This window comes from Ruegeria sp. N7 (assembly GCF_056531345.1).
In genome coordinates this window covers 20,097-32,347 of record NZ_JBQFLR010000004.1, presented here as the reverse complement: position 1 = coordinate 32,347, position 12,251 = coordinate 20,097, and the positions used below count along the sequence as shown (strand labels likewise).

At 59.2% G+C, this 12,251-nt stretch carries 15 protein-coding genes; 7 read left to right on the top strand and 8 right to left on the bottom strand.

Annotated features, from left to right (window positions below):
- Window positions 1–146 precede the first annotated feature (146 nt).
- Both ACR0ES_RS07535 and ACR0ES_RS07530 read left to right on the top strand, forming a co-directional pair.
- Entirely contained in the window at window positions 147–1,022 is an 876-nt protein-coding gene (locus ACR0ES_RS07535; RefSeq protein WP_267362988.1) for a TIGR01459 family HAD-type hydrolase, read from the top strand.
- Between the two features lie 101 nt (window positions 1,023–1,123).
- Window positions 1,124–1,567: a MaoC family dehydratase gene (locus ACR0ES_RS07530; protein ID WP_480870048.1), complete on the top strand. Its 444-nt coding sequence runs from the start codon at window positions 1,124–1,126 to the stop codon at window positions 1,565–1,567.
- Window positions 1,568–1,642: 75 nt separating this feature from the next.
- Here ACR0ES_RS07530 and ACR0ES_RS07525 read toward each other — a convergent pair whose 3' ends face one another.
- Both ACR0ES_RS07525 and ACR0ES_RS07520 read right to left on the bottom strand, forming a co-directional pair.
- Window positions 1,643–2,632, bottom strand: a complete 990-nt coding sequence (locus tag ACR0ES_RS07525; protein ID WP_480475455.1) for a methylenetetrahydrofolate reductase — start codon at window positions 2,630–2,632, stop codon at window positions 1,643–1,645.
- Window positions 2,629–3,210, bottom strand: coding sequence for a methylenetetrahydrofolate reductase C-terminal domain-containing protein (locus ACR0ES_RS07520; protein WP_480487559.1), 582 nt, complete (start codon window positions 3,208–3,210; stop codon window positions 2,629–2,631). The genes ACR0ES_RS07525 and ACR0ES_RS07520 overlap by 4 nt, the downstream gene beginning before the upstream one ends.
- Window positions 3,211–3,471: 261 nt before the next feature.
- Here ACR0ES_RS07520 and ACR0ES_RS07515 point away from each other — a divergent pair, with 261 nt between their 5' ends.
- Genes ACR0ES_RS07515 through ACR0ES_RS07505 form a run of 3 tightly spaced genes read left to right on the top strand, consistent with a single transcriptional unit; the run spans window position 3,472 to window position 5,908 of the window.
- A complete protein-coding gene (locus ACR0ES_RS07515; protein WP_480475451.1) occupies window positions 3,472–4,404 on the top strand; it encodes a bifunctional riboflavin kinase/FAD synthetase in 933 nt (310 codons plus the stop codon).
- Entirely contained in the window at window positions 4,401–4,874 is a 474-nt protein-coding gene (locus ACR0ES_RS07510) for a YcgN family cysteine cluster protein (RefSeq protein WP_480493604.1), read from the top strand. The genes ACR0ES_RS07515 and ACR0ES_RS07510 overlap by 4 nt, the downstream gene beginning before the upstream one ends.
- Window positions 4,874–5,908: a threonine aldolase family protein gene (locus ACR0ES_RS07505; protein ID WP_480605204.1), complete on the top strand. Its 1,035-nt coding sequence runs from the start codon at window positions 4,874–4,876 to the stop codon at window positions 5,906–5,908. The genes ACR0ES_RS07510 and ACR0ES_RS07505 overlap by 1 nt, the downstream gene beginning before the upstream one ends.
- Here ACR0ES_RS07505 and ACR0ES_RS07500 read toward each other — a convergent pair.
- Both ACR0ES_RS07500 and ACR0ES_RS07495 read right to left on the bottom strand, forming a co-directional pair.
- A complete protein-coding gene (locus ACR0ES_RS07500) occupies window positions 5,895–6,713 on the bottom strand; it encodes an alpha/beta fold hydrolase (RefSeq protein ID WP_480773773.1) in 819 nt (272 codons plus the stop codon). The two genes, ACR0ES_RS07505 and ACR0ES_RS07500, sit on opposite strands and share 14 nt — an antisense overlap.
- 11 nt (window positions 6,714–6,724) lie before the next feature.
- Complete coding sequence (locus ACR0ES_RS07495; protein ID WP_480773774.1) at window positions 6,725–7,327, bottom strand: DsbA family protein; 603 nt, start codon at window positions 7,325–7,327, stop codon at window positions 6,725–6,727.
- A gap of 107 nt (window positions 7,328–7,434) precedes the next feature.
- Between ACR0ES_RS07495 and ACR0ES_RS07490 the strand changes: the two genes are divergently transcribed.
- Entirely contained in the window at window positions 7,435–8,454 is a 1,020-nt protein-coding gene (locus tag ACR0ES_RS07490) for a ribose-phosphate pyrophosphokinase (protein ID WP_209504798.1), read from the top strand.
- Between the two features lie 105 nt (window positions 8,455–8,559).
- Window positions 8,560–9,009 carry a ribose 5-phosphate isomerase B gene (gene rpiB, locus ACR0ES_RS07485; RefSeq protein WP_480487551.1) on the top strand — a complete coding sequence of 150 codons (450 nt, stop codon included), beginning with the start codon at window positions 8,560–8,562 and terminating at the stop codon, window positions 9,007–9,009.
- A 28-nt stretch (window positions 9,010–9,037) separates the two neighbouring features.
- Here rpiB and ACR0ES_RS07480 read toward each other — a convergent pair whose 3' ends face one another.
- The 4 genes from ACR0ES_RS07480 to ACR0ES_RS07465 form a co-directional block, all read right to left on the bottom strand.
- Window positions 9,038–9,388 carry an H-type lectin domain-containing protein gene (locus ACR0ES_RS07480; RefSeq protein WP_209504800.1) on the bottom strand — a complete coding sequence of 117 codons (351 nt, stop codon included), beginning with the start codon at window positions 9,386–9,388 and terminating at the stop codon, window positions 9,038–9,040.
- A 114-nt stretch (window positions 9,389–9,502) separates the two neighbouring features.
- Complete coding sequence (locus ACR0ES_RS07475; protein ID WP_209504801.1) at window positions 9,503–9,913, bottom strand: F0F1 ATP synthase subunit epsilon; 411 nt, start codon at window positions 9,911–9,913, stop codon at window positions 9,503–9,505.
- A 12-nt stretch (window positions 9,914–9,925) separates the two neighbouring features.
- A complete protein-coding gene (gene atpD / locus ACR0ES_RS07470; protein WP_209504802.1) occupies window positions 9,926–11,350 on the bottom strand; it encodes a F0F1 ATP synthase subunit beta in 1,425 nt (474 codons plus the stop codon).
- Between the two features lie 20 nt (window positions 11,351–11,370).
- Window positions 11,371–12,246 carry a F0F1 ATP synthase subunit gamma gene (locus ACR0ES_RS07465; protein ID WP_480482282.1) on the bottom strand — a complete coding sequence of 292 codons (876 nt, stop codon included), beginning with the start codon at window positions 12,244–12,246 and terminating at the stop codon, window positions 11,371–11,373.
- Between the last annotated feature and the right edge of the window lie 5 nt (window positions 12,247–12,251).

Below are 12,251 nucleotides of genomic sequence, written 5' to 3'. Positions count from 1 at the left end.
TATTGGTCTTCAGTCTGCGCCTTCGGCATTGCGCTTAAACAGACCTTTACCCAACCGACGAAATACAGGGCGGCCACCGATCGATTGGTGGCCAATCCCTTGCCAATCGGTCATAAGGCTCGTGCAGTTTCAGCTTGAGGCCACATATGACCCAGATCGTTCACGCGCTTTCCGAAATCTCTGCCCGCTACAAAGCGTTGTTTGTCGATCTGTGGGGGTGCGTTCACAACGGGATCACGGCCTATCCCGAAGCTGTTGCAGCCCTTCAAGCCTATCGCGCGGACGGGGGGCTTGTCGTGCTGGTCACGAACTCGCCCAAACCCCGCGCGGGTGTGGCCGAGCAACTGGTGCAGTTCAATGTTCCCGCAGACGCCTATGACACCATTGCCACCAGCGGCGATTCCGCGCGGTCGGCGATGTTCCGTGGCGCTGTCGGGCACAAGGTTTACTTCATGGGGGAATGGCAGCGCGATGCGGGCTTTTTCGAGCCACTGAAACTGCTGCACCACCCGATCCATATCGAACGTGTCCCGCTAAGAGAGGCCGAAGGGATCGTCTGCTGTGGTCCCTTTGATCCGATGGCTGACCCGGACGTGAACCGCCCCGATTTCCTCTATGCCAAGCAGATGGGCATGAAGCTGCTATGCGCAAACCCCGATATTGTTGTCGATCGCGGCGAGGTGCGCGAATGGTGTGCCGGCGCTTTGGCAAAGCTCTATACCGAGATGGGCGGCGAGAGCCTGTATTTCGGCAAACCGCACCCGCCGATCTACGATCTGGCGCGCCGCAGGTTGCAGGAACTGGGCCATGATATCCCGGATAGCGACATTCTGGTGATCGGCGACGGCCCCCATACGGACATTCTGGGGGGTATGGGTGAAGGCATTGATTCCCTGTTCATTTCGGGCGGGCTGGCGGCGGCCGAGACAAAAACGTCGCACCATCCGGATCACGAATCCCTAACGGCTTATATCGAAAGGGAAAAGATCAACCCGACCTACACTATCGGTCGATTGAGATAGCAAGAAAAGACTTGATTTTCTGCAACTGCGAAGTAATAAAGTTGCCAACCTAGGCCGGATAGTGGTTTTTTCTTTCTCGGTCGATTTCGAGTGAGGGCAACATGTTGGACAATCTTCCACGCGGAACGATCTGTATCGAAGACATCGAAATGGGCATGTCCCGCCACCTGCGCAAAGTGGTGACGGACGAAGATATCGAGATGTTTGCGCAGATCTCGACAGACCGGAATCCGGTGCATCTGGATGATGATTATGCCCGCGATACAATCTTCGAAGCGCGCATCGCGCACGGGATGCTGACAGCTGGGCTGATTTCGGCCGTGATTGGCGAACAACTGCCGGGCCATGGCACGGTCTATATGGGGCAGTCACTGAAGTTCCTGGCCCCCGTGCGCCCCGGTGACATGGTTTACGCCGAGGTCAAAGTTATCGACATCGACTTTTCCAAGCGTCGCGTCAAACTGGATTGCCATTGCTCGGTCGAGGGCAAGAAGGTTCTGATCGGTGAAGCCATGGTACTGGCCCCGTCGCGCAAGTTCGACTGATCGGCGAACACTTCCATGCAAAAGGCGCCCGACCGGTGCCTTTTTTGTTTGGACGCTGTTTTTTGCCTGTGCCTTTCAGGACGGTCGGGCGCGTTTTCGCCCTTTCAACGCACCGGATTCCAGAATGATCTCTGACACCACGTGTTCGCGCCTGTAGGCCATCACATGAACGCCGGACACCCCCGCGATATCGCGGATCTGCTGGATCAGTTCGATACAGATCTTCTTGCCCTCGTCAGCTGGCTTTTCGGCTTTCTCCATCCGCTCGATGACCTGATCGGGGATGTGAATGCCGGGAACATTGCTGCGCATCCAGCGTGCCGCACGCGCTGACGCGATGGGGCCGACGCCCGCGATGATGAACACTTTCTTGTCCAGCCCCGCATCCCTCACCCGCGCCATGAATTTCTCGAACAGCGGAATGTCGTAGATGTAATTGGTCTGAATATACTCGGCCCCGGCCTCAACCTTCTTTGCCAGACGGTCAGGTCGCCAGTCATAAGGCGGGATACAGGGGTTTTCGGCAGCACCAAGGAACAGTTGCGGCGGGCGCGTGATCTTACGACCAGAAAGGAACATTCCCTGATCGCGCATCGTGCGGATCGTCCGCAACAGGGTCAGGGAATCGAAATCGAAAACCGGTTTTGCCCCCGGCTGATCCCCGACGCCGACGCCGTCGCCGGTCAGGCACAGCACGTTACTGACGCCCAACGCCGCAGCCCCCAGAACATCTCCCTGAATGGCAATCCGGTTCCGGTCGCGGCAGGAAATCTGATAGACCGGAGAATAACCCGCGCGCGTCAGCAAGGCACAAATCCCAATCGAGGACATGTGACAGTTCGCGCCCGAAGCATCGGTTGCATTGATCGCGTCAGCCACTTCACCAAGCGGTTGGGCCGCCTGAAAAACATCCTCGGGGTCGGCACTGTCGGGTGGGTTCAATTCGGCGGTGACTGCGAAACGGCCTGAACGGAGTACCTTTTCCAACCGGCTGTGCGACACATATCCTTGGGGAACCGGAACATAGCCAATCGGCTCCACCTCGTTGCGATGGGTATCACTCATTTCTTCAGTTCCCGGTTTATCGCGTTGGGTGGTTCGGCGGCCAGTGGTGCCGCAGAAGGTTCATTCTCGCGCGCTTCGGGGAATGCCTCGGCCAGCGCCAATCGGGCAGCATCCCGGGTCTCGCGCTCGTGCGCTGCAATCTCGCGGCTGACCCGCAACCAGGATGACGAGCCTTTCAACGTGTGCTCCACCGGTGGCAGAACTTCTTTTATCTTGTCGGCTCCGTTCCGCATGCGGCTGGCTCCGTTCCAAGCCAGGGCCCAGACACATTTCATATCCGGCTTCACCTCACAAAACTCGCCGGGACGTACGCCGCCACATGGGCCATTGCGCAATTGCTTTGGGCAGTTCATCGGGCAGGACATGCCGGTGGATGACAACACGCATTGCCCGCACATCTTGCAATCGAACAACAGGGTTTTGACGCCCTTCTCGACCAGTGCGATGGGGCGTTCGACGCGGTTATATCCGATCTTTGCAAATAGCGGGTCCATCGCGACCATGCCGCGTTCGACACATTTATAGATCCACTCGAAAGTGCGGGCATGACGAATCGCGAACAGTCGCATTCGGTACATGGGTCTGCCTCCTGTGCTGGGTTCGTTCGAACCTGGCCGGGCTTTGATCCGGTGCGCCTAAATCCAGGGGACCGGATTTTCAGTCTAAACCCAGAGTTTTTTTTGAATCAAGCGGTTGGAGGCGCCTGACCTGAAATACTTGGATTGGCCTCGTGCATTTTCCCGGCCAAGCGAAATGTTCAAAGCTCATTCGCAGGATCGCATTCTTGGAATTCAAACTGCCGCTTGAACAAATTGACTCGCGCCGCTACGCAATCGTCTATGCACATCATCCGGGATATCCAGTTCGTCCAGCCAGAAGATCGCGGCGCCAGCGTGGCAATCGGGAATTTCGACGGCGTTCATTTGGGGCACCAGTCGGTCATCGAACTGGCCCGTAATGCTGCGCCAGACGCGCCGCTGGGTGTGTTGACCTTCGAGCCGCATCCGCGGGAGTATTTTGCGCCGGACACGCCTCCGTTCCGCCTGATGCGGGGCAATGCGCGGGCGCACCGGCTGGAAAAGCTGGGCGTAGAGAAGCTGTATGAACTGCCGTTCAACGCCGCGCTGGCAGGGCTATCGCCGGAAGAGTTTGCACGCAACGTGATCTGCGACGGGCTGGGCCTGTCGCATGTCGTGGTGGGGGCCGATTTCTGCTTTGGCAAGGGCCGCAGCGGCACGGCGCAGGATCTGGTGCGGTTCGGGCGGGACATGGGGTTCGGCGTGACGATTGCGCCTTTGATGGAACGGTCGGAAAACGTTGTGTCCTCAACCGCCATTCGCACCGCGCTGAGCGACGGCCGACCGCGGGACGCAGCCGCGATGCTGGGACACTGGCACCGGATCGAAGGCGAAGTGATCGGGGGCGAACAGCGCGGGCGCGAGTTGGGCTTTCCCACCGCGAATATGTCCATCGAAGGGCTGCACCCGCCAAAGTTCGGTGTCTACGCCGTATTGGTGGACGTGTTGGATGGGCCGCATAAAGGCAGCTATCACGGCGCGGCCTCGATCGGGGTACGTCCGATGTTTAACGGCCAGGTGCCCAATATCGAAACCTTCCTGTTCGACTTTTCGGGCGATCTGTACGGGGCGACGCTGTCGGTGGGTCTGATCGACTTTCTGCGCCCCGAGATGACATTTGACGGGCTGGAGAGTCTGATCACGCAGATGGATGCCGACTGCAAACAGGCCCGCGGTATATTGACCACCCTATGAGTGTTGATCCGATTGAACGCGCGGGCCTGCCTGCCCGGTTTTGGGAGCGCAAACCCCTGCGCCAAATGAACCAGCGCGAGTGGGAGGCGTTATGTGATGGCTGCGGCAAATGCTGCCTGAACAAGCTGGAAGATGAAGACACGGGCGAGGTTGCCCTGACCTGCGTCGCGTGCCGCCTGTTGGATGACGAAAGCTGCCGCTGCGTACAATACGACATCCGGCATCAATTCGTGCCCGAATGCATCGTCATGACCCCCGACAATATCGACGAACATGCCTATTGGTTGCCACAAACCTGCGCGTATCGGTTGCTGTGGGAAGGCAAACCGCTTTACGACTGGCACCCGTTGATATCTGGTACAGCGGACAGTGTGCATGCCGCCGGGGTCTCGGTTCAGGGGCGCACAGTGTCCGAGTTTGAGACACCCATGGAAGAGTGGGAAGATTACATAATCGAGGAGCCAAGCTGATGCATTTCGCGTCTGACAATTCCGGGCCGGTTCATCCGCAGGTCATGGCCAGGCTGGCCGAGGTCAATCAGGGCTATCAGATGGCCTATGGTGCGGATACGCTGATGAACGAGGTGCGCGACCGTATCCGCAGCATCTTCGAGGCTCCGGGTGCTGCGGTCTATCTGGTGGCGACGGGGACAGCCGCGAATTCTCTGGCCCTTGCAACATTGTCAAAGCCTTGGGAAACGGTTTTCTGTTCCCCAGTCGCGCATATCCACGAGGACGAATGCAACGCGCCGGAGTTTTACAGCGGCGCCAAGCTGACCCTGGTACCGGGCGGAGACAAGATGACCCCTGAGGCTTTGCGCGGGTCAATTCTGGGCGAGGAAACACGCGGCGTACATGGGCCGCAGCGCGGACCTGTGTCGATCACACAAGTGACCGAGCGCGGATCGGTCTATTCGCTGGCAGAGTTGCAGGCCCTGTGCGAGGTCGCCAAGACGTACGGCCTGCCCGTGCATCTGGACGGCGCGCGCTTTACCAACGCGTTGGTTGCGCTGAACTGTTCCCCTGCGGATATGACATGGAAAGCAGGTGTAGATGCTGTCAGTTTTGGTGGCACCAAGAACGGTCTCATGGGTGTCGAGGCGGTTGTGTTCTTTGATGAAAGCAAAGCCTGGGAGTTTGAGCTGCGGCGCAAGCGCGGGGCGCATCTGTTTTCCAAACACCGCTATCTGTCCGCTCAGATGGCGGCCTATCTGGAAGACGACCTGTGGCTGAAGATGGCGCGTCAGGCCAATGACAACTGCGCCCGCTTGGCCGAGGGGTTGCGCGCCAAGGGGGCCGCATTTCTGCACGAACCGCAGGCCAATATGATCTTTGCCTCATTCCCACGCGCGAAGCACAAGCAACTGCACAAGGCAGGCGCGGTTTATCACCTTTGGGGTGCAGAGCTGGAAGGCGAGGATAACAACGAAAACCTCGCGTGCAGGCTGGTTTGCGACTGGTCCATCGGAGCGGCGGAGATCGATCAGTTTCTCAATCTGCTTTGACGCCTAACGGGGCGTTGGCCTGCCAGAACGCCCGCAGCAAAGCGCCGGTTTCATCAGGGTGTGAAATCGGCAGCATGTGCCCTGCGCCGCTGATGCTTTCATGGCGCGCATCAGGCAGACGCCGTTGCAGCCCGGCGCAAATCGCGTGGATCACCGGCGGCGTCTCTGACCCGCTCAGCAGCAGGGTCGGCATCGATGCACGCCGGAGCCTATCCGGGTCAAGCAAACCTGCCTGATCATCGTAGAGCACAGGCTGCACAGCCGGAACCGCATCGATCCCGCGCACCATATTTGCCCGCGTGCGTTCGGGCAAATCAGGCCATTTGGGGCTGATCTTTGTGCTCCACGCCCTGTTGAACAGGCGCGCGGCCAAAACCTTGTCACCAGATGCGAAGGCCGCGTTGACCGGCTCGGAGTCCCGTTCGTGCTGTTCGAACAACAGCGGCGCATCCTGTTTTGCAACTGCAAAGAACACGGGTTCGATCAGGATCAGGCTGCGCACACGGTCGGGATGTTCGATCGCCAGCCTAAGCGCGATCATCGCCCCAAAGGAATGCCCGATTACATCCATGGGTTCGGTCAATTCAGCCAGGGCCGGTTTGGTCACAGCGTCAAAGAAATCAACCTGCCCGTCCCAATCCGGGCTGCGCCCATGCGACAGCATATCCGGGGCAATAAATGACGCACAACCATCCAGCACAATGGCCAAACCGGACCAGGCACCGGAATGTGCAATCGTGCAATGGAGGGCGAGCAGTTTCCGCTCCCCCTCGCCCAAGTGCCTGACGAAAACGGATCGCGTCACGGCGCCGACCGTCACTCGGTCATCTCGGCCAGATGCCGGTCCAGATCGTCCAGCCTGTCCTGACCCCAGAACCGCTGGTCGTCGGGCGTGATGTAGAACGGTGCGCCGAAGACACCCCGGTCCACGGCTTCCTCGAGGTTGGCGGCGTAGGTTTCTGCGCCCACCAGCAAGCCGCTGTCTGCCAGACCGGGATCAAACCCGGCTTGCGTCAGACATTCGCGGATGACATCGTCCTGTGCGATATCCTTTTCCTCGGCCCAGCAGGCGCGAAGGAAGCTATGACACAGCTTACCCACATCGCCCGAGCCGTCCTTGATCGCGGCAATAACCGCATAAGATGACGGGGCCATGTTGGTCGGCCAGTGCGCGGGTTTCAGATTGAACTCCATCCCCAGATTCTTCGATTGGCGCAGCAGCTCCTGTGCGCGGTACTCGATACGAGAGATATGCCGGTCTTTCGGAGGGGTCCCCCCGGTGCGCGCGAACAGGGCGATAATGTCCAGCGGCTTATAGTTGATCGTCGCGCCGTGTTTCGCCGCGATTTCTTCCAACCGCATCCCTGCCAGATAGGAATAGGGCGAGAGTGTCGCAAAAAAGTAGTCAATCTGGGTCATGTGCACTTTCTCCGCTGCGTTACCTTTGCGGGACGGTAAGGCCATGCTAAGCGGTGTCAACATCACGATTCTGTCACATTGCCATTGCTGCCCGGGGACCTCAGCCGATGCCGACACTTCACGAACCCAAGCTTATCGCTGGGAACGCCAACCTTCCGCTTGCCCAAGCCATCGCACGCCGCATGAGCCTGTACCGAGGCGTTGATCAGGGTCTGGTCGATGCGCGTGTCGAACGGTTCAACGACGGTGAGATTTTCGTGGAAGTGTTCGAAAATGTGCGCGGCGAGGATATGTTCATTATCCAACCGACCTCGAACCCGGCCAATGACAACCTGATGGAACTGCTGATCATCGCCGATGCGCTGCGCCGGTCGTCCGCGCAGCGGATCACCGCCGTGATCCCGTATTTCGGGTACGCCCGTCAGGACCGTCGCACCAAGGCCCGCACGCCCATCAGCGCCAAGCTGGTGGCCAACATGCTGACAGGGGCCGGGATCGAACGGATCCTGACAATGGACCTGCACGCGGCCCAGATTCAGGGCTTTTTCGATATGCCCGTGGACAACCTTTATGCCTCGCCGATCTTTGCGCTGGATGTGAAGCATCAGTTCAAGGGAAATCTAGATGAAATCATGGTGGTCTCACCCGACGTGGGCGGCGTGGCCCGCGCACGCGAACTGGCCAAGCGGATCAACGCCCCTCTGTCGATCGTGGACAAGCGCCGCGAGAAAGCTGGCGAAGTGGCCGAGATGACCGTGATCGGGGATGTGAAGGACAAGATCTGTCTGATCGTGGACGACATGTGCGACACCGCCGGAACGCTGTGCAAGGCGGCGCAGGTGCTGCTGGATAACGGTGCGAAAGAGGTTCATTCCTACATCACGCATGGCGTCATGAGCGGCCCTGCGGTGGAACGGGTGACAAATTCGGTGATGAAGTCGCTGGTGCTGACCGACACCATCCAGCCGACCAAAGAGATTTTGGGCGCCAAGAACATCCGCATTGTTCCGACCGCGCCTATCTTTACGCAGGCGATCCTGAACATCTGGAACGGAACCAGCGTGTCATCCCTGTTCGAAGACAAGACGCTGACACCGATCTACGAATCCATGTACCAGATGGATTGAGTTTGGACGGGGCGACAGGATGTGTCGTCCCTTTCTTTTTGAACCACCGATTGCGCACAAGCCTGACCCATGTGCGCGATCAGCGACACAAGTGGACCGATCTCCATGACTGGCAACAAACGCATTGTTCTTTCCAGCGACCACGCGGCAATCGAGCTGCGTCAGGCTGTGGCCAACCACATCGCGCAGCAAGGCTGGGACGTGGTCGATATCGGCCCGACGACCCCTGAAAGCACCCATTACCCCAAACACGGCAAGGCCGCGGCACTGGCCGTGGCTTCGGGGGATTGCGGATTGGGCATTATCCTCTGCGGCACGGGTCAGGGCATCATGATGGCCGCAAACAAGGTGCCCGGCATTCGCTGCGGTGTCTGTTCGGATGCGTTTTCTGCGCGGATGATCCGCCAGCACAACAATGCCAACATGCTGTCGATTGGCGCGCGCGTTGTCGGCGAAGGTCAGGCGCTGGATATTGTGGATGCGTTTCTGGGTGCCGAATTCGAAGGTGGCCGCCACGCCACACGGGTCGATATGATCGAAGCGCAAGACGACTGAGTCCTGCGCCTGTCCTGTAAGCCCCGGATCAGGAAATGTTCCAGTCGTCCGGGTGTGCCACCTCTCCAAACGCAGTCCAGCTGATCCGGATGCGGGCAATCCGCGTGTCGGACCATGTCCGAAACACCGCTTCAAACCCTTCCGAGGTGATGTTTTCTGCCTGAACCTCGGCGCGCAGGGCTGATGATGTGTCGACATCCCAAAGGGAAATCCCGATCTGAACCATGGGCGGGCTAAGAAACGTGTCCTTGAATTGGATGGGTTTCCGACGTTCGCGGGGGCCTTCGCCAGTCCACATGTCCCCGCCTTCGGCAAATTCCGAAAACAGAACACTTTCACCCTGATCGATGCCAATGGGATGGGTCAGAAATTTTTTCATGTTTTCATCATTATACTTGAATTTCCGCAACTTACCCCGGCTTTCTGGCAAAAGCACGACAAAAAAACGGCCCCGCAATTGCGAGGCCATTCCAATTTTCCACTGTTAAGCCAATTACAGGCTCATATGTGTCCCAAGAGCTTCCATATCGGCCAGCAGCTTGGCGGCTTCGTCGACGATCGACATGTCGTCGCCGCCCTTTGCCGCTTCGTGCGAGGCGCGTGCCTCGGCAATCAGCTCGTCCATATGCGAACGGGTGATTTCCGAAACCGGAACCGCCTTTTCGGCCAGAACCGACAGGCTGTCGCCGTTGATCTGGGCAAACCCGCCGGTGACCAGGTATTCGCTGGACCCTTCGGGTGCCTCAACCTTCAGCAGACCGGGGCGCAGCGTTGTGATGGTGGGGGCATGATCGGGCATCGCCGTCATGTCCCCGTCCGCGCCGGGAATCTGGACCGCGGTGACCTCGAGCGAAGCAAGGCTCCGCTCGGGGCTGACGAGGTCGAAATGCATCGTGTTTGCCATCAGGGATACTCCTTAGGCGGCTGCTGCTGCCATTTTTTCGGCTTTGGCGATCACTTCGTCGATGCCGCCAACCATCAGGAAGGCTGCTTCGGGCAGGTGATCGTATTCGCCAGCCACAACGGCCTTGAACGACGAGATGGTGACATCCAGAGGAACCTGAACACCCGGCGAGCCGGTGAAGACCTCGGCCACGTCGAACGGCTGCGACAGGAAGCGTTCGATCTTACGGGCACGGGCCACGGTCAGCTTGTCCTCTTCCGACAGTTCGTCCATGCCGAGGATGGCGATGATGTCCTGCAACGACTTGTAGCGCTGGAGGATCTGCTGAACGTCGGTCGCAACCTTGTAGTGCTCTTCGCCGACGATGGCCGGGTCGAGCAGGCGCGAGGTCGAGTCGAGCGGGTCAACCGCCGGGTAGATACCCTTTTCCGAGATCGCACGGTTGAGAACGGTGGTCGCATCCAAGTGAGCAAACGAGGTTGCCGGCGCAGGGTCGGTCAAGTCGTCCGCAGGCACGTAGATCGCCTGCACCGAAGTGATCGATCCGGCCTTTGTCGAGGTGATGCGTTCCTGCAGGGCACCCATGTCGGTAGCCAGTGTCGGCTGGTAGCCCACGGCGGACGGAATACGACCCAGCAGAGCCGACACCTCGGAACCCGCCTGTGTAAAGCGGAAGATGTTGTCGACGAAGAACAGAACGTCGGTACCGGACTGGTCGCGGAACTGCTCGGCCAGAGTCAGACCGGTCAGAGCAACACGCGCACGCGCACCCGGAGGCTCGTTCATCTGACCGTAAACCAGGGCCACCTGGCTTTCCGACAGGTTGTCCGGCTTGATCACGTTCGATTCGATCATCTCGTGATACAGGTCGTTGCCTTCACGGGTCCGTTCACCAACACCCGCAAACACCGAGAAGCCCGAGTGCACTTTTGCGATGTTGTTGATCAGTTCCATGATCAGAACGGTTTTACCAACGCCGGCGCCGCCGAACAGGCCGATCTTACCGCCTTTGGCGTAAGGGGCCAGCAGGTCAACCACCTTGATGCCGGTGACCAGAACTTCGGACTCGGTCGACTGTTCGGCAAAGGTCGGTGCGGGCTGGTGGATCGCGCGCGCTTCGGTTGCCTCAACCGGGCCTTTTTCGTCGATCGGCTCGCCGACCACGTTCAGGATGCGGCCCAGGGTGGCGTTGCCAACCGGAACCGAGATCGGTGCACCGGTGTCGGTGACCACTTCACCACGGACCAGACCTTCGGTCGCGTCCATCGCGATGGTGCGGACAGTGTTTTCACCCAGGTGCTGAGCAACTTCCAACACCAGGCGCTTGCCGTTGTTGGTGGTTTCCAGCGCGTTCAGAATTTCAGGCAGCTGATCTTCGAAGTGCACGTCGACGACGGCCCCGATGATCTGTGTGACTTTGCCTTTTGCATTCGCCATGTTTCGTCTCCGGTTTGTCTCTACAGCGCCTCGGCGCCGGAAATAATTTCAATCAGCTCGTTGGTGATCACGGCCTGACGCGAGCGGTTGAACTGGATCGTCAGCTTGTCGATCATCTCACCCGCGTTGCGTGTCGCGTTGTCCATTGCGGACATCCGCGCGCCCTGTTCAGACGCTCCGTTTTCGAGCAGAGCCGAGAAGATCGCGGTCGCAACCCCCTTGGGCAGCAGGTCGGCCAGAATGGCCTCTTCGCTGGGCTCGTAGTCGAAAATGGCACCGCTGTCGTCACCTTCCGATTCCTCGAACGAGGCGGGGATGACTTGCTGTGCCGTCGGGATCTGGGTCACAACGTTGACGAACTTCGAGTAGAAGATCGTGGCAACGTCGAACTCGCCCCCGTCGAAGCGGGACAGGATGTCCTTTGCGATGTCCTGCGCGTTGGAATAACCCAGACGCTTGACCTCGCTCAGGTCCACATGCCCAACGAACAGATCGCCAAAATCACGCTTGAGCGCGTCGCGGCCTTTCTTGCCGACGGTCAGAATCTTGACCGTCTTGCCCTTGCCGCGCAGCTCTTCCGCCTTCTGGCGGGCCAGCTTGGCGATGTTCGAGTTGAAGCCGCCACACAGGCCGCGTTCAGCTGTCAACACAACCAGCAGATGGACATCATCACTGCCCGTACCACGGAGCAGCTTGGGGGCGCTGTCGCTGCCCCCGACCGACGCCGCCAGCCCGGCCATCACGGCATTGAACCGCTCGGCATAAGGGCGCGAGGCTTCGGCAGATTCCTGGGCGCGGCGCAGTTTTGCGGCCGCGACCATCTGCATGGCCTTGGTGATCTTGCGGGTCGATTTGACCGACTCGATCCTGTTTTTAAGGTCCTTCAGACTAGGCATCGGAA

Coding starts and splice junctions, on each gene's coding strand:
- ACR0ES_RS07535 (WP_267362988.1), top strand. CDS start 147: ATGACCCAGATCGTTCACGCGCTTTCCGAAATCTCTGCCCGCTACAAA.
- ACR0ES_RS07530 (WP_480870048.1), top strand. CDS start 1,124: ATGTTGGACAATCTTCCACGCGGAACGATCTGTATCGAAGACATCGAA.
- ACR0ES_RS07525 (WP_480475455.1), bottom strand. CDS start 2,632: ATGAGTGATACCCATCGCAACGAGGTGGAGCCGATTGGCTATGTTCCG.
- ACR0ES_RS07520 (WP_480487559.1), bottom strand. CDS start 3,210: ATGTACCGAATGCGACTGTTCGCGATTCGTCATGCCCGCACTTTCGAG.
- ACR0ES_RS07515 (WP_480475451.1), top strand. CDS start 3,472: ATGCACATCATCCGGGATATCCAGTTCGTCCAGCCAGAAGATCGCGGC.
- ACR0ES_RS07510 (WP_480493604.1), top strand. CDS start 4,401: ATGAGTGTTGATCCGATTGAACGCGCGGGCCTGCCTGCCCGGTTTTGG.
- ACR0ES_RS07505 (WP_480605204.1), top strand. CDS start 4,874: ATGCATTTCGCGTCTGACAATTCCGGGCCGGTTCATCCGCAGGTCATG.
- ACR0ES_RS07495 (WP_480773774.1), bottom strand. CDS start 7,327: ATGACCCAGATTGACTACTTTTTTGCGACACTCTCGCCCTATTCCTAT.
- ACR0ES_RS07490 (WP_209504798.1), top strand. CDS start 7,435: ATGCCGACACTTCACGAACCCAAGCTTATCGCTGGGAACGCCAACCTT.
- rpiB (WP_480487551.1), top strand. CDS start 8,560: ATGACTGGCAACAAACGCATTGTTCTTTCCAGCGACCACGCGGCAATC.
- ACR0ES_RS07480 (WP_209504800.1), bottom strand. CDS start 9,388: ATGAAAAAATTTCTGACCCATCCCATTGGCATCGATCAGGGTGAAAGT.
- ACR0ES_RS07475 (WP_209504801.1), bottom strand. CDS start 9,913: ATGGCAAACACGATGCATTTCGACCTCGTCAGCCCCGAGCGGAGCCTT.
- atpD (WP_209504802.1), bottom strand. CDS start 11,350: ATGGCGAATGCAAAAGGCAAAGTCACACAGATCATCGGGGCCGTCGTC.
- ACR0ES_RS07465 (WP_480482282.1), bottom strand. CDS start 12,246: ATGCCTAGTCTGAAGGACCTTAAAAACAGGATCGAGTCGGTCAAATCG.